The organism is Myroides sp. C4067 (assembly GCF_038039665.1).
GTDB classification, from domain to species: domain Bacteria; phylum Bacteroidota; class Bacteroidia; order Flavobacteriales; family Flavobacteriaceae; genus Flavobacterium; species Flavobacterium odoratimimum.
On record NZ_JBBPHJ010000022.1, the window covers coordinates 35,455 to 60,595 of the forward strand.

Genomic DNA, 25,141 nt, shown 5'->3' on the forward strand with positions numbered 1-25,141 from the left:
TTGTTCATTTATAAGCTATTATGATTTTCTATATTCATCAGGTGATACTCCTACATATTTTTTGAAAAATCTTGAGAAATAGGAATTGTCTTTAAAACTTAGTTTATATGCTATTTCTCCAGCAGATAGGTTAGTATTAACTAGTAGTCTTTTACTTTCTAATAAAATACGACTTCTTATAATTTCGCCTGCAGACTGCCCTTTAATCTTTTGACATATCGCATTTAGATAGTTAGGAGTAACGTATAATAGCTTAGCATATTCTTTAGGGAACCTGAGTTCATAGAAGTTTTTCTCAACTAAGTGTTCAAATTGTTTGATAAGGTTAGTAGGCTGTAACTGTGTATATGAAAAATTGTATTCTTCATTTACTTGCTTCTTTATTAGAAGCAATAATTCAAGGATGTATATGCGAATTAGATTAAGATCAATACTTTCTTTTATTTGAAATTCAAAAGTTATTTTGTCAAATATGTTAACTATAGTTGAGTATTGTTTTAAGATATTAAGTTTAGTATGCTCAGAGTTATACTCAAAAAAAGGTAATAACTGAATAAAGTCTTTATTTAATAGAAAGGATGAAAAGAAGTCTGCTGTAAAATTAATAATAAACCCTTGAGTTGTTTCATTAAAATCCCATCTGTGAACTTGCCCTGGAGCCAAAAAGAAAATATCACCTTTAGTTACAGAATAAGTTTGATTATCTATATGATGAATTCCTGTACCATTGGTTATAAGTAGTATTTGATAAAAAGCATGTTGGTGTGCAATTGAAACAACATTATTCCTCATTTGAATAATTCGATGCAAGTCAAAAATCACACAATCTTTTAAAACATTATTTTGGTCTAATAGATCACAACTATTATATCTAGGTATCTTTTTCATATTACTTATAAAAGTTATCAAAACTTAAAATATTAAATATACTATAATATTTTGTACAAAATTAATAAATTTTAAACAATATAAGAACAATTAGATATACTTAGCTATTAGTTATATCTATATTAGATACTGTATTTGTATAATACATATTATGTAAAATAGATTATTTTAATGTTAATTCTACTTCCTATTCTAAGTTATTATAAAGTATATTTGTATCAATTATAAATTACATCTAATGCTCTATCTTATACTTAGTATTTTAAGTAGTATTTCTGTTGGAGTTCTGTTTAAGCTTTTAAAAAAAGAAAAAACTAATATATTTCAGATAATTATCTTAAACTATATTACTACAGTACTTCTATCATTCTTCATTTTTAAACCCTCAACTGTATCTATTACTGAATTTCCAATATTTCTTATTGTGGGCTTGGGAATTTTGTTGCCAACTATATTTATAGTACAATATTTTAGTATTAAGAATACTGGGATTATTAAAACGGATATCGCTCAAAGAATGTCTTTGTTTATTCCAATATTAGCATCAGTCTTTATTTTTAAAGAAAATATTTCTAATTTAAAATATCTTGCCTTATTAATAGGGTTTATCTCTATAGGTTTGATCTTAAATAAAAACGATAATAATGAAGTAAAGAGCAAAAACAATTATTTTTATTTACTTTTTGTTTTTATTGGTTTTGGAGTAATAGATGTATGTTTTAAGCAAGTCGCTTTATATAGTTCAATACCCTACACTTCTACTCTATTTTACATATTTTCTTGTTCTCTAATTCTTTCTTTAATTTCTTATAGTGCTTACTTACTTATTAAAAGAATTAATTTTAAAGTAAATACAAGGACTTTACTATTTGGAAGTTTAGTAGGTTTATTAAACTTTATGAATATCTACTTCTACTTAAATGCACATAAAGCTTTTTCAGATAATCCTACAGTAGTTTTTGCAGGAATGAATTATGGAGTTATTCTTTTAGGTACGCTTATAGGTTATTTTGCTTTTAAAGAAAAGTTATCTAAGCTTAATATTATTGGGCTATCATTAGCTGTTGTTTCAATAGCATTACTGATTTATAGTCAGCTCAACTAAAAAAGGAGGAAAACAGTTAAATGTTTTCCTCCTTTTTTATAACCATTCAATAAGGGAAATCCCTAATCCTATATTGGTTTGTTTCCAATTATAATCTATCATTGTTTCTCCATATCCTCTATTAACAACTAAAAATGCTTTTAGATTATTCTTTATTGGATATGCCCAAGTAAACTCAGCAAAGCTCTTATAATGATTATTAAACTTTAAATTATTTCTAAGCATTAAAGTAAAAAGCTGTCCATTCTTTTCTCTATAGCCTATAGTGAACTCAGCTCTTCCTATATAATCAGATATTCTTGGATTATCATCTGACTTTCTTTTTTCTGGTAATCTAATCCATGGTTTAGCAAGAAAAGTCCAGTTCTTGTATTCAGCAGCTACATGCATCGTGATTCTATTCCAACTTCTAGAATAAGGCAAACTCTTACCATTAGACTGATGATTAAAGCCAACACCTACCATTTTAAACTTAAACTCGTTAATAGCGTAATTTAAAGGATAGTTAAATATAATCTCAGGTTCATAATTTAACTCTCTAAATGGTCTTGATTCTTTATCGTTATAAGCTTGCCAATTAGCTGTTTGGGTAAAACCTAACCAGATATCTCCCTTTCCTAAAATTAAACCAGTAGCAACTTTTGTTTTGAAACTTATCTGGAATCTTATCTCTGTTTTGTTATAGTCAATTGGCTCTGTAGCAGAATTATTACTATTAAAGCTAGTAGGCATCTCATTAGGACGACTAGACCATCTAGCAGGTAATAAATACATCTGCTTATAAGGAGTGATAGTAAATGTTTTATTTTTAGTCTCAGGATCTAACTCCCATCTCTCACTAATCCCTTTGACTCTTCTATCTTTTTCAAATAAAAGATCATCTCCTTCTTGAGCAAACCCTATCTGTAAGAAGCATAAACTAGCAATAATAACTTTATGATTCATAAGAAAATTATTTAAAAAAGTAATGTTTGTTGCCCATCATCATCTATTTCAGTATCTGGACCTTCTCCCAAAATAATTTCCTCTTCCTCCTCCTCTTCTTCTTCCTCTTCAATATAAGGTAAAGACTCTAGAATATTAACTTGTTTTATTTTATCTATTGACACTTGATTACCTAAAGCTTTAATTCCTTTAATAGTTATAAATTGCTCTACATCAATTGTTTGGTTTTCTTTTTGTATTCCTTTTATTTTAGAGAATACAACTTCAAACACAGGTCTAAAATCAGTTGATATTATTTCTAATCTTGAATTAGGGTGCTCTGTAATAAATAACTCTTCTCTATTTTCGTTTTCAATAATAAAGCGTTTTAAGTAGTAACGAGCTTTTTCCCCATCAAAATATAAAGCAGAAATAGGTTTGTTTTCTTTCCATTTTTCAAGAACTATCATATCTTCCTCAAAGTGAGTTGTTAGTTCAGGAACAATAGTTTTTACTTTACCACTCTGATTTATAATCAATAAACGGTCTTCAGGCTTAAATTCACCTAGTAACTCTCCTCTACCATCTACATTTAATCTTTTAACAGTTTCATCAAACCATATTTTGCGAGGACGTAACGTAGAAATACCTTTTTCTTTTAATTCTATCTTTTTAATTGCATATTTAGTAACCACGTTACCTTTTGCAGCTCTTCCTTTAATTAATAATTCTGCGAAGTCCAAGTCAAACTTCAGTTTCTTAACATTAGTCAACTGTCTTAATAAGATAGTAACTACTTCTGCTTCTCCATTGGGATTTGCAGAGAAATAAAGTACTTGTGAACCAGGTTTATCTTGTGTCAGAGGATACATCTTGTCACGAGTTACTCCTGTTACATTAAAACGTTTGATATAAGAAGATCCTGACTTACCATCTCTATAAATCAAATTATAGATAGTACGCTTATCGTTTTTATCCCAAACAGCAATGTGTATAATATCCTTTCCGACGAATTTCTTCTCGTCTACGCGAGATACCATCATAGATCCATCTCTTAAGAATACAATAACATCATCTATATCAGAACAGTCACATACATACTCATCTTTTCGAAGACCAGTACCAAAGAAACCTTCCTCTCTATTTACATAAAGTTTAGTATTTCTAAGAACTACCTTAGTTGCCTCAATGGTATCAAAGCTTCTTAATTCTGTAAGACGCTCTTTACCTTTACCATATTTCTCTTTAAGAGTAGTAAAGTATTTTATAGCGAAATCTATTAAGTGTTCTAAATTGTATTTTACAGCTTCTATTTCACCTTCAAGAGCTTCGATATTTTGATTTGCTTTATCAATATCAAAACGAGAAATACGCTTAATACGTATCTCTGTTAATCTAATGATATCTTCTTGAGTGATAGCACGTTTTAGGTTAACAACAAAAGGCTTTAATCCTTCATCAATAGCTGTTAATACTCCTTCCCAAGTTTCTTCTTCCTCAATCGCACGGTAAATACGATTCTCAATAAAGATTCTTTCAAGAGAAAGGAAGTGCCACTTCTCTTCTAATTCATTAAGCTCTATTTCTAATTCTCTTCTTAATAATTCTACTGTCTGGTGAGTAGAATTCTTAAGCATCTCCGAAACTCCTGTAAACAGAGGTTTATTATTCTGGATAACACAACCTAATGGTGCTATAGATGTCTCACATGCTGTAAAAGCATATAATGCATCTATTGTTTTATCTGGAGAAGTTCCTGCAGGTAAGTGAATTAATATTTCAACTTGTGCTGCAGTATTATCTTCTATTTTCTTAATCTTAATTTTACCCTTCTCATTCGCTTTTAAAATACTATCTATTAAGCTGGTAGTAGTAGTAGAAAAAGGAATCTCCGTAATAATTAAAGTATTCTTATCTAAGGGTGCTATTTTAGCACGTACACGAACACGCCCTCCACGAGCCCCATCATTATAATTAGACACATCAGCAATTCCTTCTGTCGGGAAATCTGGGTAAATAGTAAAAGGTTTTCCTTTTAAGATTTTAATAGATGCATCTATTAACTCATTAAAGTTGTGTGGAAGTATCTTGGTAGATAGACCTACTGCAATACCTTCACCTCCTTGAGCCAATAATAAAGGGAATTTTACAGGTAGATTAATAGGTTCATTCTTTCTACCATCATATGATGCCTGCCAGCTTGTTATTTTAGGAGAATATAATACTTCTAAAGCGAACTTGCTCAAACGTGCCTCAATATAACGAGAAGCTGCCGCACCATCCCCTGTTAGGATATTACCCCAGTTACCTTGCATATCAATAAGAAGATCCTTCTGTCCTATCTGAACCAAGGCATCACCAATACTCGCGTCACCGTGAGGGTGATACTGCATAGTATGTCCTACGATATTAGCTACCTTGTTATAACGACCATCATCCAACTCTTTCATAGAGTGCATAATACGTCGCTGAACAGGTTTAAAACCGTCTTCTATAGCAGGTACAGCACGTTCTAAGATAACATAAGAAGCATAGTCAAGGAACCAGTCCTTGTACATACCAGTTACCTTAGTGATAGTCTCCGTTACTTCTTCTTGAACATCAGAAAAATCTTCTATAGGATGTTCATTATTTATATTGTTTAACTCTTGATCTAAATTCTCTTCTTGGCTCATAATATTATTCTACAACATCAAGTTCTACTTTAAGATTATCTATGATAAATTCTTGTCTATCTGGAGTATTTTTACCCATATAGAACTCTAACATTTTATCTATAGACATTGACTTATCTAACATTACAGGATCTAATCGTATATCTTCCCCTATAAAATACTGGAATTCATCAGGAGAAATCTCTCCTAACCCTTTGAATCGAGTAATCTCTGGTTTAGGTTTTAATTTCTCAATAGCGTTTATACGTTCTTCTTCACTATAACAGTAAATAGTTTCTTTCTTATTTCTCACCCTAAATAAAGGTGTCTGCAAGATGTATAAATGCCCTTCTTTAATTAATTCTGGGAAGAACTGTAAAAAGAAAGTAATTAATAACAATCGAATATGCATACCATCCACATCGGCATCAGTAGCTATCACGATATTGTTATATCTTAAGTTCTCAAAGTCATCTTCTATATCTAATGCTGCCTGTAGTAAGTTAAACTCTTCATTCTCATACACGATTTTCTTCGTCATTCCATAAGAGTTCAGAGGCTTACCTCTTAAACTAAATACAGCCTGTGTATTAACATTTCTTGATTTGGTAATAGAACCAGAAGCAGAGTCTCCCTCTGTAATAAACAAAGTACTGTCTAAATACAATGGATTCTTTATATCTGTTAAGTGAACTCTACAGTCTCTTAGTTTTCTATTGTGTAAACTAGCTTTTTTAGCGCGCTCTTTAGCTATCTTTCTAATTCCAGATAACTCTTTGCGCTCTTTTTCTGCTTGTAGTATTTTCTTTAATAGTGCATCTGCTATCTCTGGATTTTTGTGTAAATAGTTGTCTAACTGTGTTTTTACAAAATCATTGACAAAAGTACGTACCGTAGGTAGATCTGGTCCCATATCAGTAGATCCTAGCTTTGTCTTCGTTTGAGATTCAAATACTGGCTCTTCTACTTTTACAGCTACTGCAGCTACGATAGACTTTCTAATATCAGAAGCATCGAAGTTTTTATTATAAAACTCTTTAAGTGTTCTTACTAACGCCTCTCTAAATGCAGCTAAGTGAGTCCCCCCTTGAGTAGTATTCTGCCCGTTTACGAAAGAGTAGTATTCCTCAGAATATTGACTTCTACTATGTGTTAATGCTACCTCGATATCATCACCTGATAAGTGAATAATCGGATATACTTGATCTTCTTCAGTAATATTTTCTAAAAGAAGGTCTTTAAGCCCATTTTCAGAAAAGAATTTTTCGCCATTAAACATTACTGTCAATCCTTTATTAAGATAACAGTAGTTCTTTAGCATACGCTCTATGTACTCTTTACGGTATTTATAGTTCTTAAAGATGGCTTCATCAGCTATGAAAGAAACTTTAGTTCCTTTACGTCTCGTAGTTTCTACTAATTCCTCTTCTGTTACTAAATCTCCAGCAGAGAATTCAGCCCCTTTTAATTGTCCATCACGTACAGACTCTACGCGGAAGTAGTTAGATAAAGCATTTACTGCTTTGGTACCCACCCCGTTTAGACCTACTGATTTCTTGAATGCCTTAGAATCGTATTTACCCCCAGTGTTCATTTTAGATACTACATCTACTACTTTACCTAAGGGAATACCACGTCCGTAATCACGTACAGTGACAAGCTTATCTTTGAGTGTAACCTCAATAGTCTTACCTGTCCCCATCACGAATTCATCTATACTGTTGTCTATAACCTCTTTAATTAGAATGTAGATACCATCGTCAGGAGAAGAACCATCTCCTAATTTTCCGATATACATACCAGGACGCATACGAATATGTTCCTTCCAGTCTAACGAACGAATATTATCTTCGGTATATTGATTTTGATCTTGCATAAAAACGTAGGAATTTGCGCTAATTTACTACTAATTAGCTTAAAATAAAAATTGTGAAATAACAGTTTTTTAGGATTTAATCCTCTGATGACTTTTTGATAACATTCTTCTCTATCTCAATGGAATAAGGCCCTGGTACTATTTTTCTGCCATATAAGATAGCATAATTTTTTGTAAACTCAGCACCGAAATAGAGGATCATCGCCGAATAGTATACCCATATCAACATAACTGTCACAGAACCAGCTGCTCCATAAAGTGATGATGAGGCCGTATTACCTAAATACCAACCTATTCCGAACTTCCCTATCATAAATAATACAGCTGTAAAACCTGCTCCTATAAAGGCATCTTTCCATCTCAACTTACCATTAGGTAAAGTCATGAAGATAAGCACAAATAGAATAGTTATTATTAAAAAGACCACCGCATTATTAAGTAATTTTACTAAACTAAGTGTCTCTTCGCCAAAGAAATTACCTAAATAACTATACAGAAGACTTACAATTGAATTGATCATTAGACTCACTAATAAGACAAATCCAACAGATCCTATCATAGCGAAAGAAAGCAACCTGTTTTTAACCAATCTAGCGATACTTTTGTCAGGTTTGGCTGCTAAGCCCCAGATATAGTTTATAGAGCTCTGTATCTCTGCAAAAACCCCTGAAGCACTAAATAATAAAATACCTACACCAATAATAGTAGTGATATAACCACTTTTTCTATTTAGCTGAACATTACTCATTGCATTCTGTATCTCAGTTGTTGTATTGGGACCTACTAGATCTCTTAATTGATCATAAAAGAAGTTAGCTACCTCTTGTTCCTCAAAAATAAATCCACTAGCAGATATAATCAATAACATTAAGGGAGGTAAAGCAAAAATGGTATAATAAGACAATGCTGCACTAAACTTCATAGCATTATCATCTAAGAAGTCAAATACGGATTGTTTAAACAATAAGATTACTTTTTTAAAACCACTATTCTGCATAGTTAGACTATTATTAATAGATTAAGATACTAATATTTTTTAAACTTAAAGACTATTTAACTTCTAAACCACTGATTTTAAAGTCAAATGTAACAATAAGACTAATTACCTTATTGCTACTACAAAATTCTATAAAATTTTAACAATTCCTAATTTACTTTTACTAAAAATAGTAGCAAAAAAAAGAGAAGCTAATTAGCTTCTCTTTTTTCTTTCCTATTTGATAGATTACACGTTAAAACGGAAGTGCATTACATCACCATCTTTTACGATATATTCTTTTCCTTCTACTCTTAGTTTTCCAGCTTCTTTTACTTTAGCCTCAGAACCATAAGTTACATAATCATCGTATCCTATTACTTCTGCACGGATAAATCCTTTTTCGAAGTCACTGTGGATTACTCCAGCTGCTTTAGGAGCAGTATCTCCAACTTTAATAGTCCAAGCTCTTACTTCTTTTACTCCAGCTGTGAAGTATGTTTGTAAGTTTAATAATTTATAAGCTGAACGAATTAATTTAGATACACCTGGCTCGTCTAATCCCAAGTCTTCTAAGAACATTTGTCTTTCTTCGAAAGTCTCTAGTTCCATAATGTCAGCCTCAGTTCCTACAGCTAATACGATTACTTCTGCGTTTTCGTCTTTTACTAGCTCTTTTACTTTTACTACATAATCATTTCCTGATACAGCAGCTCCCTCATCTACGTTACATACGTATAATACAGGTTTTGTAGTGATTAATTGGAAGTCTTCTAATAACTCTTCCTCATCTACATTTTTAGGCTCTACTACACGAGCAGATTTACCTTCTAATAGCGTTACTCTAATTCTTTCTAATAAATCAGCTTCTACTTGAGCTTCTTTATTTCCAGTCTTAGCTGCTTTTTTTACTTTCTCTAATCTCTTCTCTACAGTTTCAAGATCTTTTAACTGTAACTCGATATCGATAGTTTCTTTATCTCTGATAGGATTTACATTCCCATCTACGTGAATGATATTATCATTGTCAAAACAACGTAAAACGTGAATAATAGCATTACACTCTCTAATATTTCCTAAGAATTGGTTTCCTAAACCTTCTCCTTTACTTGCTCCTTTTACTAACCCAGCAATATCTACAATCTCAACAGTAGCAGGTAATACACGCTCTGGTACTACTAACTCTTCTAATTTAGACAATCTTGGATCTGGTACATTCACAACCCCAATATTCGGTTCTATTGTACAAAATGGGAAGTTAGCACTCTGCGCCTTTGCATTAGATAAACAATTGAATAATGTTGATTTACCTACATTTGGCAATCCTACTATACCTGCTTTCATATTTTAAAATATATTGTGAATTTTTAATCGTTTGCAAATATATTGAAAATTATAGAAGTTCATAGTCTTTAAGGAAGTTTACATAAAATTAAAAACCAAATACAGCATATCTAGAATAATAAAAGTTATAAGAATAGAAAGCTTTAGATAATCATAAACAAAAAACATCTTTTAGATCATAGATTATTGATGTTTATTAAGCTAGGTTGAAAAGTGGATATAGTACAATAAAAAAGCCACTCGCTAGGAGTGGCTTTTCTATATTTAGATTATTTTGTTAATCTTCATCGTCAGCAATTTCTAAGTCTTTTAGTGCATCTAATGAATCTTCTGGAGCTTCTACGAAATCCTCTTCATCCTCATCGAAGTTTTCAATTCTATCTGCTAACTTAGTACTTACTTTTACCAGGTATATAGTATCCTCAGTTCTAACTTCCACTGCTTCTACAGTTTCGTTCTTTACGTTTTTAAAACGTATAATGTCTGCATCATCATACCCGTCAGGAAATTTTTCAACCAATAATGTCAAAATTTCGTTCGTTAACTTTGCGTAATCAACAATTACTCTTTTCATTCTTTGTTCTTGCTTTATTTCAGTTTCAAATGTAATAGCTAAATTGTAAACTACAAATAAAATATCACATTTATTTACTGCGAAAAATTAAAAATTAATTACCAAGAATATATGCAAAAATTAATGGCGCAACAATCGTAGCATCTGACTCAACAATGAACTTAGGTGTGTCGATATCTAATTTACCCCATGTAATTTTTTCGTTAGGAACTGCTCCTGAATATGATCCATAAGATGTAGTAGAATCAGAGATTTGGCAGAAGTATGACCAGAAAGGTACATCTTCCCACTCTAAGTCTTGGTACATCATTGGAACTACACAGATAGGGAAATCTCCAGAGATACCTCCTCCGATTTGGAAGAATCCTACTCCGTGTCCTCCTGAGTTAGCTCTATACCACTCTGTTAAGTAGATCATGTACTCGATACCTGTTTTTACAGTGTGTACATTTAATTTTCCTTTGATTACGTTTGAAGTAAAGATATTACCACATGTAGAATCTTCCCATCCTGGACATACAATTGGAATATTTTTCTCAGCCGCAGCGATAATCCAAGAATGTTTAGGATCGATCTCGTAGTATTGCTCTAATACACCTGAGTTAACTAATTGGTATAAGAATTCGTGTGGGAAATAACGTTTTCCTTCAGCTTCAGCTGCATGCCATACGTCTTCTAAGTGTTTTTGTAAACGACGGAATGCTTCCTCTTCTGGAATACAAGTGTCAGTTACACGGTTATAGTGGTTATCTAATAACTCTCTCTCTTGCTCTGGAGTCAAATCTCTATAATTTGGTACTCTTTTGTAGTGAGAGTGAGCAACCAAGTTCATCACGTCCTCTTCTAAGTTAGCTCCTGTACAAGAAATGATTTGTACTTTATCTTGACGAATCATCTCTGCTAAAGAAATTCCTAACTCAGCAGTACTCATCGCACCACCCATAGAGATTAACATTTTTCCTCCAGCGTCTAAGTGTGCTTCATATCCTTTTGCAGCATCCACTAACGCAGCAGCGTTAAAGTGTCTATAGTTATGCTCAATAAACTGACTAATTGGTCCTTTACTCATTTTATTTTTACTTTTTATATTAATAATTTCTTTTAATTCTTATTTGTTATATCCTAAGATATCTAATACTTGCTCTGCAGTCTGTTGTTCAGAGAATAACTCTGTAGCAATAATTCCATTCTCATCCTTATCTATTAAGATATGTTTTGGTTGTGGAATTAAGCAGTGGTGAATACCTCCAAATCCTCCGATCTGATCTTGATAAGCACCTGTATTAAAGAACCCAATATACAAAGGTTTTTCTTTATTAAACTTAGGCAAATAGATTGCGTTTAAGTTTTGCTCTGAGTTATAGTAATCATCACTATCACAAGTCAATCCCCCTAACAATATACGCTCATAAGTATCATTCCATCTATTGATAGGCAACATGATAAAACGTTTATTGATAGCCCAAGAATCTGGTAGAGTAGTAATGAATGATGAATCGATCATATTCCATTTCTCTCTATCATTTTGTTGCTTTTGGTATAAGATTTCATAGATAGCTCCTCCACTCTCACCTACAGTATATGAACCGAATTCTGTAAAGATATTAGGTACATCCACTTCAGCTTCCTCACATACTATCTTGATTTGATTGATGATTTCGTCTACCATATATTGGTAATCAAATTCAAAAGCTAATGAATCTTTAATAGGGAATCCTCCTCCGATATTTAAACTATCTAATGTAGGACATTCTTTCTTTAAAGTGATATAAACTTTCAAACATTTTACTAATTCATTCCAGTAATACGCAGTATCTCTAATACCTGTATTGATGAAGAAGTGAAGCATCTTAAGTTCTACCTTAGGATTTTCAGCAATTTGTTTTCTGTAGAATGGTAAGATACTCTTATACCCTATTCCTAAACGTGAAGTATAGAATTCAAACTTTGGAGATTCCTCAGAAGCAATACGAATACCGATTTTAAACTTCTTGTTGATTTGTTCTTGTAATAGATCAAGCTCCTCATAGTTATCAATAATAGGAATAGTATTCTCGTGTTTATTATTGATTAGATTTGCGATATTATCAATGTATTGCGCACGTTTAAATCCGTTACATAATACAAATGTATCTTTGTTGATCTTACCAGTCTCTAATAAATTCTCTACAATGTTTACATCAAAAGCAGAAGATGTCTCCACATGGATATCATTCTTGAATGCTTCATTAAGTACATAAGAGAAGTGAGAACTTTTAGTACAGTAGCAGTAGTAATAGTTTGCTTTGTACTTATTCTTTTCCATCGCTTTTCTAAAGATAGTCTTTACATTGCTAATGTTCTCAGAGATTTTAGGTAAGTAAGTGAATTTTAATGGTGTTCCGTATTTTTCAACTAACCCCATTAAATCAATATTGTGAAATTGAAGATTATCTTTGTTTAATTTGAATTCTTCTTGAGGAAAATAAAAAGTTTGGTTGATTAAGTCAACATATTTTGTGTTCATGTCTTTTTCTTTTAATAATGGTTAAAAAAATTCTTTCTCAATTAACTTGATTGTCTTGCATCTAAATTAGTCAATTATTATCGGACTAGATAGTTATGCCTTCATAAAAACAATCAAAATTAAACTACATTGATTTTCAAACTCGAATATTGGCAAATACTATTGGCAACTTATCTCTGAATCTAAACGAATTAAGAGCCTCCTTAGAATACTTGATAATGCCATATACATAATTGGCCTTTTGTCTGATGACAAAACGCCTTACTTTGTGCCTTGCAGACACACAGAATCTAATATATAAAACATCTATTTTCACGACCGCAAATGTAACAAAATATTGGAATGAAAAAGGAAAAACTAATTGTTTTTGAACCTTAATTCAAATAAGCCTCTAACCCCTTTACTACTAACTCTTTGCTTACTTCTATATCATAGATAGCAGAGCCTATTTTATCTAATAATACACAACGTATATTACCACCGTAGTTCTTTTTATCAAACTTCAACCACTCTAACGAGTTTTCGATGTCTTCACTTGATAGTTCTACAACGCCATATATTGTATGTATTGTTTCTTTTATATCTAAATATTCTACCTCTGTTAAATATCCCAATTCTTTAGAAATATAAGCCTCCGCTACCATACCTAGTGCAACAGCTTCTCCATGAAGTAACGTCTCTTTTTCTTCATTCATTAAGTAATAACTCTCTACAGCATGACCTACCGTATGTCCAAAGTTTAAAATCTTGCGAAGACCATGTTCTTTAGGATCCTGTGTCACCACAGTATTCTTAATGGTTACTGAATGATGAATAAGCGTTTCTAAATCATTAAAATCAACATTCGCAATATCCTTAAGATACGCATAATATTTGGCATCAAATATCAAGCCGTGCTTTAACATTTCAGCATATCCAGCCTTAATTTGTCTAGCCTCTAAAGTTTCTAAGTAATTTACATCGATGATCAGCATCTTAGGCATAGCGAATGCACCTATACAGTTCTTGATACCATTTAAGTCCACTCCAGTCTTTCCTCCCACAGAAGCATCTACCATGGCTAATAATGAAGTAGGAATGTTGATAAAGTCTATTCCACGCATAAATATAGAAGCGATAAAACCTCCCATATCTGTAATCACCCCACCTCCTACAGTGATAATGATACTCTTGCGATCTCCTCCTAGTTCTAACATAGTCTGGATCACACCAGCACAAGTATCTAATACTTTATTCTCCTCACCTGCTTCTACCTCTATTATTTCGAAGGGCACATCTGTAGGCAAGTTACTTAAGAAATAAGGCAAACAGTGTTCATAACAATTAGAATCCGTCAAGATAAAAAGCTTACTATAACCATTGTTATTTAAATATGAACCTAAATGCTCGTATGCTTCTTGTCCGAATAAAATATCGTAATGCTCTGTTGTTATGTTTTCCATTTTATATTATTTATGCTATACAAAATAAAGTATAAATATTTGAAATATGCGTGCTAATATGTTTTTTTAACGATTTAATAGTAGAGCAAGAAAATGCTTGTGTTTTAAAGTTATTCTAAATACTATTTTTTTTAAATCACTTAAAATGTATAGTATTTATTTCTAGATATTAATAAGGATAGAGGCAAATCATAAATTAGTTTTTTTACAGCCAAATTTGTAATTTTGTCTGTATATTTAATATTATAAATTTGATTTTTTACTATAAAAATAGTTGAGTCAAAATTAAAGATCCGTTAGTGACTTTTCTTCTTAAAAGAATTCACATAAATAACTAATAGTATAATTTTTAAAACATTAAGCCATGATAACTAATGATGTATATATCGTAGAGCCTTCTACACCTGAAGAAGCTAAAGCTCTTAAGGCTTTTGCTAAGGCTTTAAAAATAAAAATTACAAGACAAAATACTGAGGACACAGATTCAAAAGAAGATATTAAAACAAATTTAAAACAAGCTGTAACAGAACTTAATTTAATAAAAGAGGGAAAACTTAAAGGGATTTCTGCAAAAGATTTATTGGATGAGTTATAATATTATAGCAACTCCTAAGTTTCTAAAAGAAGCTAAAAAGCTTGGAAAGAAATACCATTCATTGAAAGAAGACCTTTCTCTTTTAATTGAAGAATTACAACAAAATCCCATGCTCGGAACTGCAATAGCTAATAATTGTTATAAAGTACGCATAGCTATAAAGTCTAAAGGTAAAGGTAAAAGTGGCGGAGCTAGAGTTATTACACATCTTGTAATCGAAAATGATAATATCTATTTGCTTTCTATTTATGACAAAAGTGAATACGACTCAATAAGTGATAGTGAGATTAAAGAGTTACTTAAACTAATAAAATAACAGCCCCCCTTTCTTAAAGAAACGTTTCTATAATATCTCTTACATTCTCAATAAACTCATTAGTATAAACACCTAAAGGATCTAAGTCTGGATCAAGTATCGCGATCTCCAATCCCACACATCTTTTATCCTGAACCAAAGGTTTAAGTATTTCTTTTAACTCCCTATATATCAACCCGTCTTCTTGTATACAGTCTACCACAGGCATTATCTTATCGTTTAGGACATCCACATCTAAATGAATAAAGTACCCATCTAAATCATACTCTTCAGCGCGCATCAAAAAATCTGACACAACTCTCTTTATACCATAATTTCTTAATTTAGACAAAGGATAATAAACAACCTTAGACTCTTTTATAGGCTTTTCATATTCTTCGTCATACTCTCTATTCCCAACACAAAACACGTATTTTTCTTCAATATAAGGCTTGTTGTTTTGAATATTAGTAAGACGTTCATGACCAGTATAATACCAATTCTACCTCCTACACCCTCTTTTGTCCTATCTGTTTTTTTACTACCTTTGCCTACAGTAAAGGCTTTGACTCAATGGCTATTATTGAGAATATTCTTCTATTCAAAGTCTGGTACATCTCACCAAAAAGAAAGCACAAATCACAGCTTTCAAAATCTCAACTTTAAAATTTTAACAAGTTTTTTAACATCGTAAATTCACTGCGAATCGAGTATTCATGCGGTCTCCGTTGTGGTTTGTTCGGAAGGTGTTCGGAAAACACACCCTTTTTCCGAACACTTTGCAAAGAACTTCCGAACAACGTCCAAACAACCTTTCCGAAAGCCTTGCTGTCACTAGCTTTACCACGTGCTTAGATACGCTAAAAAAAGCCTAAATGTTAATATTTTTAACAACTGTGATTTGTCCTGTTTTTAGAATTTATAGTGGTTGCAATATTCTCACAATGAGATAATTATGGCCTATTAATTTTACTAGGCATACCTAATTAAAACTAATATGTAGGCTTCCTTGGATCTTTATTGATAAATATGTTTGATTTTTTAGAGATTCTCTTCACAGATATACTAACAAAAACATGTTCTATTTCATGTCCTAAAGTTTATTTCCTAATTCTTTAGATGTATATTATTTTTCCTTAATCATTATAACCATAATATACACTTGATGTATTTTAATTTTTTGATAATAGTTTATTAAATAAAAAAGCTCCCTTCACAGGGAGCTTCTTAGGCTAATACTGTTGTTTTAGATCCAACAGTGGGGATCGGTCGAAAAAAAAAATTGATTTGTTGTTTTATTAAACTACGTATTCAAAAATTGATATTTTAAAAAGTCTAGAGTTCGATAATTATAAACTCGCTACGTCTATTTAACTGATGTTCCTCTACAGAACATGGCACTCCATTGCTACACTTATTCTGTAGCTGTGTCTCTCCATATCCTTCTCCTGTAATTCTACTTCTCTCAATGCCTTGATTCACCATCCACTCTACTGTAGACTTAGCTCTGCGATCTGATAACTTAAGGTTGTAGTCATCATTTCCTCTACTGTCAGTATGTGAGCGAACATCTATCTTCATCGTTGGGTATTCTTTTAATACCTCTACTACTTTGATTAGCTCTGCCGCTGCATCTGGGCGAATATTAGATTTGTCAAAGTCGAAGTAAATAGGATTTAGCTTAAGCTTCTTAAATAAATCATCGTTCACTGTCACTGGTTCTAAAGTCTTCTCTAGTCCGATATCTACTCGTTTTACTCCTTGTTGACGTTCTACGATAAATACAACTTCAACTGTATTATACTCCTCTTTCTCAGCTTTAATACGGTATTTCCCTCCACAATCTAATAAATTAGACAGATAATATCCTTTTGCATCTGTGATTATCGTATCTGTCTGCTGATAAAGAGCATCTGATAAAATCACTCTAGCATTAACTAATGGCTCTTTAGTCACCTTGTCATACACTATTCCTTCAAGGGCTTGCTTACAAGGTTTTTCTTTAAAGAAATAGATATCATCTCCTCCACTAGCCCCTGGTCTATTAGAACTTACAAATCCCTTGTGAGATTTGCTGTCTATATACAAACCGAAATCGTCAGATGGACTGTTAATTGGCGTTCCCATATTAGCAACTTGACCAATGCTTCCATCTACATTAATCTTAGCTACAAACATATCCAATCCTCCTAATCCAGGATGACCATCTGATGCAAAAAACAAGAAGTAGTCCTCTGATATAAATGGAAAGGTTTCTCTACCTGCTGTATTTACTTTAGCACCGATATTCTCTACATTGCCATACTCCCCTGTAGGATAAATAGCTACTCTAAAGATATCTGATTGCCCCAATGTTCCTTTTCTGTCTGAAGAAAAATAAAGCCACTTACCATCCGGTGTCAAACTAGGATGGGCTGTATTGAAATAATCCGAGTTAAACGGAAGTTCCAATACTTGTCCCCACAAGCCATCCGCGCCTTTAGTGGCTTTATATATTTTTAATAAAGATGATTTGTCCTTATTGTTTCTTCTCTTTCCCTTTTCACTAGAGTTATTTCTAGTAAAGTACATCGTATTACCATCCTTTGTAAAGACAGCTGTTGCATCATTTACTCTAGAACTTATCTCTTTAGCGAATTGCTTAGGCTCTGAGAAAGTCCCATCAACGTTAATCGTACTACTGTACAAGGCTGTAAAACTCTCATTAGTCCACTCATGAATAGCCTTATCTACTTCTTGATTACGAGCTGATGTAAAAATTATTTCATTGCCTAATATAGCAGCTCCATAATCCGAAAACTCTGTATTAATACTCAAAGCCTTTATATTATACAAATCTTGTTTGTCTTCTATCTTTTGCAAGTAATCCTTATTCTCTTGAAAAAGTTGTGCTCTAGAATCGTTTGCCTCTAATTTAGAGAATTCCTCCATTTTTTGCTTAGACTTGTCATAACTCTCAACAGATTTAAGCGTCTGTGCATAACGATAGTAATATTCTGATGGAATTGGCTCTTTTCCTTTATCGCCATACTCTCCATCGAATAGTGTTTCATACCACTTATTAGCCTCAGGTAACTTTCCATTAAAATAATAAGCATCGGCTAACTTCTTTAGCATATCTGCATTAGTATATCCCTTGTTTGCGATGCGCTCATAAATCTTGATTGCATCTACATAAGCCTGAGTTTGATATTCCTTATTCGCTTTCTTCTCTGCTACTTTCTGTCCATAAGTACTAATACCTACGAAAAGCAACATTGTCAATAAGCTTATTTTTAATAGCTGTTTTTTCATAGTTTCTCTTTCTTTATAGCTAATTTTCCTTAGAAGAATCGCGGTGCATTAATTGTACTACGACGATTAAATAGTTCAAATCTTAAGAAGATTTCGTGTGATCCTGAGTTATAACGTTGAAGAGCAGTAGTCTCAAAGTCATAAGAATATCCTACAAATAGATTTTCATTGACTTGGAATCCTGCCAAGGCGCTCACTGAAGCATCCCAACGATAAGCTCCTCCTAAAGTAAATTTATCATAGAATAAAAAGTTAGCTGTTAAATCTACTTGTAATGGTGCTCCACTTACTGCCTTAACTAAAGCTGCTGGCTTAATTAACAAGTTCTCACTTACATCAAATACATATCCTCCCATTAAGTAGAAGTGCATCTTCTGACGCATCGTCGTGATGTCGTTATCATCATAGCGATCCGTAGTTAAGAAGTTCGGAACTGATAACCCTACATAAGCTTTATCAGAGTATAAATAAACCCCTGCTCCAATATTAGGATTAAACTTATTATTAATATTCTCTTGACTTACAGGATCTGTAGGGTTGTGGATGTTAAGCTTTGTATAATCAACACTTAATAGATTAGCAGTCGCTTTTAACCCGAATGCTAATTTATAATCAGCGTTTAAGTCAATAGCATAAGCTAAATCTACAGAGATATTATTCTCATCCATCGCTCCTAGACGATCATTGGTAAAGTTCACTCCTAGTCCTAATCCACTTTCTCCAAGAGGTGTAGACACAGACACATTTGCTGTCTTAGGTGCTCCATCTAGCCCTACCCACTGTGTTCTATACATCCCAAACACGTTTAATGTCCCACGACTTCCTGCATAAGCTGGGTTGATCATATTAGTATTATACATATATTGGGTATACTGTGGATCTTGCTGAGCTTGCATAGTTTGGAAGCAGCCTATTAGCAATAGACTGATTCCAAATTTCTTTATATTTTGTTGAATACTCATAACTCTTTTTACTTATTACTTTCTAAATGTAGATAACCCGATTTCTTAATCATACGAGAGCCACTAGCGTCTTTATACTCATAACTTACGATGTAGAAATAAGTACCTGTAGGTAATTTCTCCCCTTTATTTATAGTAACACGTCCATCAGAGTATCCTCTAAACACATTACCTGCACTGTCATAACTCTTCGTATCATATACCTTAACTCCCCAACGGTTATAAATCTCTACTGTATTATTAGGGAATCTGTTGATATTATCTATAATAAAGTAATCATTCTTACCATCTCCATCAGGAGAAACAAGGTTATAAATAACGATATCTCCGTCTAAGATTAGATCTGTGTTCACAGTAGCTAATGTAAAGAATCCGTACCCTTTAACACTCGTAGGTGTAGTGATCTCTTTTTTCTCTAGATCCACTACTCCTCCTTCGTCTACCCAAAGCTGTTGCTTAGCATCCCATCGTACGATGTGTAATTCTTTCTCTGGGTTCACTAATAACTCTTTTGGTGTAGTACGCTCATCCCAACTTAACGTCAGCATGATATCTCCTTTGCTGTTATCACTTCCTTTATCTACTGTCCAGTACTCGCGCTCATCTAATAAATTAATCACTCCTGACTTTGCACTACGCGCTCTAAAGAAGTTCTTATCGTCTAAATTATACTTCCCTTCATACGCATCCTTTACATGCTCAGGAGCAGTGATTCTAGCATAACGGTATAGTCCTTTATCTCCTTTAGGGTATTGGAATTCCTCATTACCTATCTTCTCTACATAGCCTTCTGCATGGCTTTTATCTGTTGGATGAAGTGCTTTCGCTCCTTGGTGGAAGGTTAGCATCCCTGCTAGTGAATCTACCTTAATAATACCATCTTTAAAGTCTACACTACCTCTTACGTTAGCCTCGTTCTTTAGGTCAAAGGCCATGTCTTTAGTTGAATTGTCTAGTACTACATTAAAGAAATTAGAAGGTTGGCTTCCTGTGATATGTTGAGCTCCTTTTGCTTCTTCAAAAGGAGTGAACACAGCTTTAGAACCTTTGGCGTTAGTGCTGTGATCATATATATTGTCATTATTAAAGTTGCTGTAGTAATAAACCGTTCCATCATTCTTTACATACCCTTCTTTTGTATTGTCAAAATCATAGATAGTAGACATGACTCCTCCTTCGGCTATCGAAATCTTTCCTTGGTTTACCATTACTTGGTCTTTCTTAGCTTGCTGGGCTACTACTGTAGCTGGCAATGCTAAACCTAATAAAGCAACTGATTTATATAATTTTCTTGATTTCATAGTTTTTATTTTATAATTAATTAGCTACTGCTTGATTTAACAACATCGGATTAGTAACAGCAGAACAATCATTTACTTTGATCTCAAACTCATTTGATGTGTCTGAACATTGATTGCTAGTTACATTTAATCGAATGCGTAAACCATTTAATTCTTTACTAGCATGACTAACTTTAATTGTTTTTCCCTCAAGAATAATTCTATTTGAAAAAGTAGTATTATCTAATTCTTTCCAATTTGTTGTTCCAGTTGTAGTGTATTCCCATTTATAATTTGAAACATTTGTAGTTATAGATACTTTAGCAGAGTCAAAGTTTTCACAAATCACAATATTGTCAATATCCTTACTTACCTCTGGCAAGGCATTAATCACAATAGTAAATTCTTTTTTAGGACCTATACATCCATCTTTTCCCTCTGCTACAAAATATTTATAAGTACCTACAGCAGTTGGACTAGGAACATCTGATAATTCAACTTGATTACTATCAAAATAAACCAATTCATAACCTTTATCTTTTCCTGTAGCAGATAACTCATTTTCTAATACTAAAGGCTCTCCAAAACATAACTCTGTATTCTTAGCAATAGGTGAAGTAGTTACTTTTTCAATACTGATTTCTAACCTAGCATAACAACCATCCTCCATATCTGGTACCATCACATAATACATTTTTCTACTGCCATCACTGTTAACTGAAAAATCTCCAGTTACTAAACCATCATTAGATGTATAACTTGTCGGTACTTTACTATAAAACTTAGCTCCAGGAGGATATATATTTATAATTTCACTTCTATCAAATCCTGTTGTTGGTACAGAACAAAAAGCCTTAAATTGCATAATTCCATCTTCTACAGGAGGGTTACAGTTTTGCAAGAAGTCTGTTGTAACACTTATCTTAGAAATAAAATCATCATAAACAGGACCTGCACAAACTCCGTTTCCATAATCTCTCACTAAGTCTGAGTTTACCTTTGATTTTGATGTAGCTCCTTCTCCTGATATTTTACCATTGATCTTTACATCTAATCCACACACATTGGTAGATAACAATACACAATTATCAGATACTCTAAATCTATATTTTAATTGCGCTAACAGCTTTTCTTTTGTTGTATCTAAAGGTAAATTTCCAATATCCCAAACAATTTTACCTCCAGCTGTAACACTTGGATCATTTGTACCTCCAGTAGGTGGTGCCCAAGTAACACTTCCTGATGCATCTAGACCTGGCACGATCTCCGCATCTAAGAAATGTAGATTAAAAGGTACAGGTATTTCAATTTTAGAATTATTAACTGCTTCTGTTCCTTTGTTATAAACATCTAGCTCAAATTCAAACTCTTGCCCAGGAGTGATTGTTCCATTATTTAATGGTTTTACACCTCCATAATTAGTTGCTTTATTCTCTCCTACTACATCAGGAACATAAGCATCTACAGCAAACACTATATTATAAATTACATAAGTATCTTGAGTAGAACCATATCGGAATGTTGCACTTGTAGCATTATTTCCAATATATTTATTACCTGCATTATTTAAATCAAACTTAGCAATATCAAATCCTGTATTATTAACTAGATTAGGGTTTCTTGTAGTACCACCAACTTCGATAGATGAATTAAAAAAGTTATTTGTTTTATTTCCACTATGATTTAATCTATCAAAGTTATTTCCTCTTTTAATCTCAAAATAGTCACCAGGAATATTCCTATCTCCTTCACCAGCCATCATCCCTAATGTTACATTTACATCTCCATGTTGAGTCGCTTTAAATCCTGAAATAGGTAGTTCATAATTATATATACCTCCTGCCACATAAGCATGTCCATCAAACACGGTGATATCTCTCCACTTCATAGCTGTATTTTTATAGATAATAACCATGCCCCAGCCTCCATAAAACCCAGTTGAACCACCATTACCTTCTATTAATGCTAAATTAGCTAAAGTATACGTACCTGCTCCCCTATCACGAACATAATAAGTTATATCTGCATAAGCTGAATACATATTATCGTGTTTGTTACTAGGATAATAAATATCCTGAGGCGCTGCGGTTACATTAACATAATTTTCATTATTAAATTTTATTTTTGCTTTTCGCTTGTTTAATGTATAGCTTCGGTTATTCTTATTAACAGTAAACTCTTCAGCAGAATTTCCTCCATTATGTGTTCTACCTGACCAATATATACCAGCATAGATAATTTCTGTACACTCGCCCCCTGGTAAAACAAGGTCTGCTGAAGATGAATTAACTATATTTACATTTGTCCGATCTACATTCACATAGTTCATTTGATTATTACTATTATCAGAACCAAGATTATAGCTCTGCAAAGTCATGTTGGTATTACCAAACATTAAAAAATCTCCCTGTAAATTATAGTTTTTTACATTAGTATAAGGCATTGGAGCCTTCGGTGACTCACGTGGTTTAAAATCTTTTACAACTTGTGCATACCCCAAGTTACTTCCTAGTACTAAAAAACTTAATAATAAGAGAGTTGATAGATAAGCACTTATTTTTTTTGAATATTTTTTCATAGCTTTTCCATTAACTTGGTTGATCCATTGTTGAATACAGAATTTCAACATCTTGTTTTTCGTTTAACTTTTGTAATAAATCAATAAACTCTGTTTGAATTAACTCTTTATCTAATTCTCGATATGATCTAATGTAGATGTATTTAAGACTTTCTAATTGAATAATTAAATCTTTGGGAACAACGATTTGCTGCTTTCCATCCCATTTAATATTTATTAAAATAACCTCTTTTAATTTATCTTTATAAACATTGCTTAAACCAATAAAGTCACTAGTGTCTTCAATAGACATTTCAACTATCTCTTTAGAGTTTCCTTGGTGAATTTTAGCTTGCTTATCAAATGCTATAAACATAGAGGTTGGTGCACCATTAGCTAGGTAATTAAGATCATTAGCTTGTGAATCAGTTAATTTAATAAGTTTCTGATTGTATTCGAAAATAGCACTTTGTGCTTGTGCTTTGATTCCAAAGCACAAGCCAAAAGCTATTATTATATATAAAATATTATTTTTCATAATTAATTATCTTCATTAACAGAGAATACAATGTTTATAAAGCTTCCTATATTTACATTAGCGGTATCATTTACTTTATATGTCATTAAGCCTTCTGCATTAATACTTACAATAGTAAATACTCCTTCTGTTGCATAAGTCACATGAAAACCTAGCTCTGATGCAGGTAAAACTGGTAAAGCTGATGCTCCAGTACTACTCATTACAGGGCTTCCAAATTGTTTCTTATAAATAGCATACATATCTATTGTACCTGTACGAGTTGTATTATTATATGTAACGCCTTCTTGTTGGGCTTGACTCTCTGCTGTAGGAACCATTACTGAAGGCATATAGAAGAACTTAGGCATCGCTGCTTTTAAAGCTTTTATAACGTCTCCGTTTTTATCTACTGCTAATAAATGCTGAGTAACCCCTTCACTTTCATTAACTGCTTGCGTTTTTTTCTTATCAAGCCCCGTTAAAGCAAGCGTATTATCAGTAGTAGTATTAATAGCTGTTTTTTTAGTTAATAAACCTCCTAATTGGATATTAGTATCTGCTTTAGTAAGTCCATTATTAGCTGTAACTATCTCCCCTACATCAGTCTGGTTTTTCCAAGTAGGAACTCCTGTATTATCTGTAACCAATACTTGATTATTACCTGCATTAGCTATGTCTTCTGGTTTTATCGTTCCGTTTTGGATATGATCTGTTGTAATTTTATTATTAGCAATATTTAGTTTGACATCAGTTAATAATGATTTAGTAGCTGTTGTTGCTATTGCATTACTATCAGTACCTATAACAATTACACCATCTGTTGTTAATGTTTTAGCATCAACTACCTTATCAACTGTTACATCTGGTGTGCCTGGAATCCAAGCTTGTGTTGTTTGGTCATAAATTAAGGTTTGTGCATTAGAAGGTTTAGTATCACTAACTGGCGTACCTTGGATAGCTTGTACTACTGTTTTACCTTCTTTTAGTACAGCATCTCCTTCTAAAATTAACTCTGCCTTTTCTCCATTAACAGAACTTACTATAGCTGTTTCCCTAGTTACAAGGGTATTAGAAGTAGCAGACTTTTTATTAACCCACTTAGTTGTAGCTGTATCTCCTGTTCCTTCTGTTACTAAAATTTGTCCATCTGTTCCTGGTTTAATTTTGTCAGTCGTAATTCCTTTATCTGCAATTTGGATACCGGCATCAGCTAATAACTTATCAGTTCCATTTGCTCCTGTTACAAACTCAAGTCCTCCTGCTAACGATAAATCACCTTTTGTATTATCTACTGTAGTTTTTAACTCTTCTAATGCCTCTTGTACATTTGTTGATGTAAAACCATTAGA

General features: G+C 32.6%; 19 protein-coding genes and 1 pseudogene. 3 read left to right on the top strand and 17 right to left on the bottom strand.

Annotation, left to right across the window (positions count from 1 at the left end; genetic code table 11):
* Positions 1–18 precede the first annotated feature (18 nt).
* Positions 19–888, bottom strand: coding sequence for a helix-turn-helix domain-containing protein (locus tag AABL87_RS13970; protein ID WP_341277511.1), 870 nt, complete (start codon positions 886–888; stop codon positions 19–21).
* A 238-nt stretch (positions 889–1,126) separates the two neighbouring features.
* Between AABL87_RS13970 and AABL87_RS13975 the strand changes: the two genes are divergently transcribed.
* Entirely contained in the window at positions 1,127–1,993 is an 867-nt protein-coding gene (locus tag AABL87_RS13975; RefSeq protein WP_326367519.1) for an EamA/RhaT family transporter, read from the top strand.
* 36 nt (positions 1,994–2,029) lie between these two features.
* On the opposite strand, the gene AABL87_RS13980 is transcribed toward AABL87_RS13975, so the two are convergent.
* The 9 genes and pseudogenes from AABL87_RS13980 to aroB all read right to left on the bottom strand — a co-directional run bounded on the left by AABL87_RS13980 (position 2,030) and on the right by aroB (position 14,289).
* The gene (locus tag AABL87_RS13980; RefSeq protein WP_006265330.1) at positions 2,030–2,938 is read right to left on the bottom strand and encodes a phospholipase A; all 909 of its coding nucleotides are present in this window, start codon (positions 2,936–2,938) and stop codon (positions 2,030–2,032) included.
* Between the two features lie 11 nt (positions 2,939–2,949).
* Positions 2,950–5,592, bottom strand: coding sequence for a DNA gyrase/topoisomerase IV subunit A (locus AABL87_RS13985; RefSeq protein ID WP_341277512.1), 2,643 nt, complete (start codon positions 5,590–5,592; stop codon positions 2,950–2,952).
* 4 nt (positions 5,593–5,596) lie between these two features.
* Positions 5,597–7,447 (bottom strand): DNA topoisomerase IV subunit B, encoded by a 1,851-nt coding sequence (locus AABL87_RS13990; RefSeq protein ID WP_006258812.1) that lies wholly within the window; start codon positions 7,445–7,447, stop codon positions 5,597–5,599.
* 76 nt (positions 7,448–7,523) lie between these two features.
* Positions 7,524–8,444 carry a YihY/virulence factor BrkB family protein gene (locus tag AABL87_RS13995; RefSeq protein ID WP_006265333.1) on the bottom strand — a complete coding sequence of 307 codons (921 nt, stop codon included), beginning with the start codon at positions 8,442–8,444 and terminating at the stop codon, positions 7,524–7,526.
* A 228-nt stretch (positions 8,445–8,672) separates the two neighbouring features.
* Positions 8,673–9,767: a redox-regulated ATPase YchF gene (ychF, locus tag AABL87_RS14000; RefSeq protein WP_006265334.1), complete on the bottom strand. Its 1,095-nt coding sequence runs from the start codon at positions 9,765–9,767 to the stop codon at positions 8,673–8,675.
* 280 nt (positions 9,768–10,047) lie between these two features.
* Positions 10,048–10,341 (bottom strand): annotated as a pseudogene (locus AABL87_RS14005) (hypothetical protein); the annotation flags it as partial.
* A 94-nt stretch (positions 10,342–10,435) separates the two neighbouring features.
* A complete protein-coding gene (locus AABL87_RS14010; RefSeq protein ID WP_016649372.1) occupies positions 10,436–11,410 on the bottom strand; it encodes a deoxyhypusine synthase family protein in 975 nt (324 codons plus the stop codon).
* Between the two features lie 39 nt (positions 11,411–11,449).
* Positions 11,450–12,847 (bottom strand): decarboxylase, encoded by a 1,398-nt coding sequence (locus AABL87_RS14015; protein ID WP_006258807.1) that lies wholly within the window; start codon positions 12,845–12,847, stop codon positions 11,450–11,452.
* 374 nt (positions 12,848–13,221) lie between these two features.
* Positions 13,222–14,289, bottom strand: coding sequence for a 3-dehydroquinate synthase (gene aroB / locus AABL87_RS14020; RefSeq protein ID WP_016649371.1), 1,068 nt, complete (start codon positions 14,287–14,289; stop codon positions 13,222–13,224).
* A gap of 364 nt (positions 14,290–14,653) precedes the next feature.
* Here aroB and AABL87_RS14025 point away from each other — a divergent pair, with 364 nt between their 5' ends.
* Together AABL87_RS14025 and AABL87_RS14030 are read left to right on the top strand one after the other, a co-directional pair.
* Positions 14,654–14,884: a hypothetical protein gene (locus AABL87_RS14025; RefSeq protein WP_006263616.1), complete on the top strand. Its 231-nt coding sequence runs from the start codon at positions 14,654–14,656 to the stop codon at positions 14,882–14,884.
* Complete coding sequence (locus AABL87_RS14030) at positions 14,874–15,200, top strand: type II toxin-antitoxin system RelE family toxin (protein WP_006258804.1); 327 nt, start codon at positions 14,874–14,876, stop codon at positions 15,198–15,200. The genes AABL87_RS14025 and AABL87_RS14030 overlap by 11 nt, the downstream gene beginning before the upstream one ends.
* A gap of 13 nt (positions 15,201–15,213) precedes the next feature.
* Here the strand turns inward: AABL87_RS14030 and AABL87_RS14035 are convergent, their stop codons facing one another.
* The 7 genes from AABL87_RS14035 to AABL87_RS14065 form a co-directional block, all read right to left on the bottom strand.
* Positions 15,214–15,645: an arginase family protein gene (locus AABL87_RS14035; RefSeq protein WP_341277517.1), complete on the bottom strand. Its 432-nt coding sequence runs from the start codon at positions 15,643–15,645 to the stop codon at positions 15,214–15,216.
* A gap of 869 nt (positions 15,646–16,514) precedes the next feature.
* Positions 16,515–18,473: an OmpA family protein gene (locus AABL87_RS14040; RefSeq protein WP_341277513.1), complete on the bottom strand. Its 1,959-nt coding sequence runs from the start codon at positions 18,471–18,473 to the stop codon at positions 16,515–16,517.
* A gap of 29 nt (positions 18,474–18,502) precedes the next feature.
* Positions 18,503–19,435, bottom strand: a complete 933-nt coding sequence (locus AABL87_RS14045) for a PorP/SprF family type IX secretion system membrane protein (RefSeq protein WP_006258801.1) — start codon at positions 19,433–19,435, stop codon at positions 18,503–18,505.
* Positions 19,436–19,443: 8 nt separating this feature from the next.
* A complete protein-coding gene (locus AABL87_RS14050; protein WP_006265338.1) occupies positions 19,444–20,736 on the bottom strand; it encodes a gliding motility-associated C-terminal domain-containing protein in 1,293 nt (430 codons plus the stop codon).
* A 16-nt stretch (positions 20,737–20,752) separates the two neighbouring features.
* Positions 20,753–23,344 (bottom strand): hypothetical protein, encoded by a 2,592-nt coding sequence (locus tag AABL87_RS14055; protein WP_341277514.1) that lies wholly within the window; start codon positions 23,342–23,344, stop codon positions 20,753–20,755.
* A complete protein-coding gene (locus AABL87_RS14060; RefSeq protein ID WP_006265340.1) occupies positions 23,304–23,810 on the bottom strand; it encodes a hypothetical protein in 507 nt (168 codons plus the stop codon). Before AABL87_RS14060 ends, AABL87_RS14055 begins: the two co-directional genes overlap by 41 nt.
* Before the next feature lie 2 nt (positions 23,811–23,812).
* Positions 23,813–25,141 (bottom strand): hypothetical protein (locus tag AABL87_RS14065; RefSeq protein ID WP_341277515.1); only part of this gene is annotated, 1,329 nt, incomplete at its 5' end.

What these genes read in the sequence shown, in the direction of transcription:
- AABL87_RS13970 (WP_341277511.1), bottom strand. Translation starts at nt 888, where the DNA reads ATGAAAAAGATACCTAGATATAATAGTTGTGATCTATTAGACCAAAAT.
- AABL87_RS13975 (WP_326367519.1), top strand. Translation starts at nt 1,127, where the DNA reads ATGCTCTATCTTATACTTAGTATTTTAAGTAGTATTTCTGTTGGAGTT.
- AABL87_RS13980 (WP_006265330.1), bottom strand. Translation starts at nt 2,938, where the DNA reads ATGAATCATAAAGTTATTATTGCTAGTTTATGCTTCTTACAGATAGGG.
- AABL87_RS13985 (WP_341277512.1), bottom strand. Translation starts at nt 5,592, where the DNA reads ATGAGCCAAGAAGAGAATTTAGATCAAGAGTTAAACAATATAAATAAT.
- AABL87_RS13990 (WP_006258812.1), bottom strand. Translation starts at nt 7,447, where the DNA reads ATGCAAGATCAAAATCAATATACCGAAGATAATATTCGTTCGTTAGAC.
- AABL87_RS13995 (WP_006265333.1), bottom strand. Translation starts at nt 8,444, where the DNA reads ATGCAGAATAGTGGTTTTAAAAAAGTAATCTTATTGTTTAAACAATCC.
- ychF (WP_006265334.1), bottom strand. Translation starts at nt 9,767, where the DNA reads ATGAAAGCAGGTATAGTAGGATTGCCAAATGTAGGTAAATCAACATTA.
- AABL87_RS14010 (WP_016649372.1), bottom strand. Translation starts at nt 11,410, where the DNA reads ATGAGTAAAGGACCAATTAGTCAGTTTATTGAGCATAACTATAGACAC.
- AABL87_RS14015 (WP_006258807.1), bottom strand. Translation starts at nt 12,847, where the DNA reads ATGAACACAAAATATGTTGACTTAATCAACCAAACTTTTTATTTTCCT.
- aroB (WP_016649371.1), bottom strand. Translation starts at nt 14,289, where the DNA reads ATGGAAAACATAACAACAGAGCATTACGATATTTTATTCGGACAAGAA.
- AABL87_RS14025 (WP_006263616.1), top strand. Translation starts at nt 14,654, where the DNA reads ATGATAACTAATGATGTATATATCGTAGAGCCTTCTACACCTGAAGAA.
- AABL87_RS14030 (WP_006258804.1), top strand. Translation starts at nt 14,874, where the DNA reads ATGAGTTATAATATTATAGCAACTCCTAAGTTTCTAAAAGAAGCTAAA.
- AABL87_RS14040 (WP_341277513.1), bottom strand. Translation starts at nt 18,473, where the DNA reads ATGAAAAAACAGCTATTAAAAATAAGCTTATTGACAATGTTGCTTTTC.
- AABL87_RS14045 (WP_006258801.1), bottom strand. Translation starts at nt 19,435, where the DNA reads ATGAGTATTCAACAAAATATAAAGAAATTTGGAATCAGTCTATTGCTA.
- AABL87_RS14050 (WP_006265338.1), bottom strand. Translation starts at nt 20,736, where the DNA reads ATGAAATCAAGAAAATTATATAAATCAGTTGCTTTATTAGGTTTAGCA.
- AABL87_RS14055 (WP_341277514.1), bottom strand. Translation starts at nt 23,344, where the DNA reads ATGTTGAAATTCTGTATTCAACAATGGATCAACCAAGTTAATGGAAAA.
- AABL87_RS14060 (WP_006265340.1), bottom strand. Translation starts at nt 23,810, where the DNA reads ATGAAAAATAATATTTTATATATAATAATAGCTTTTGGCTTGTGCTTT.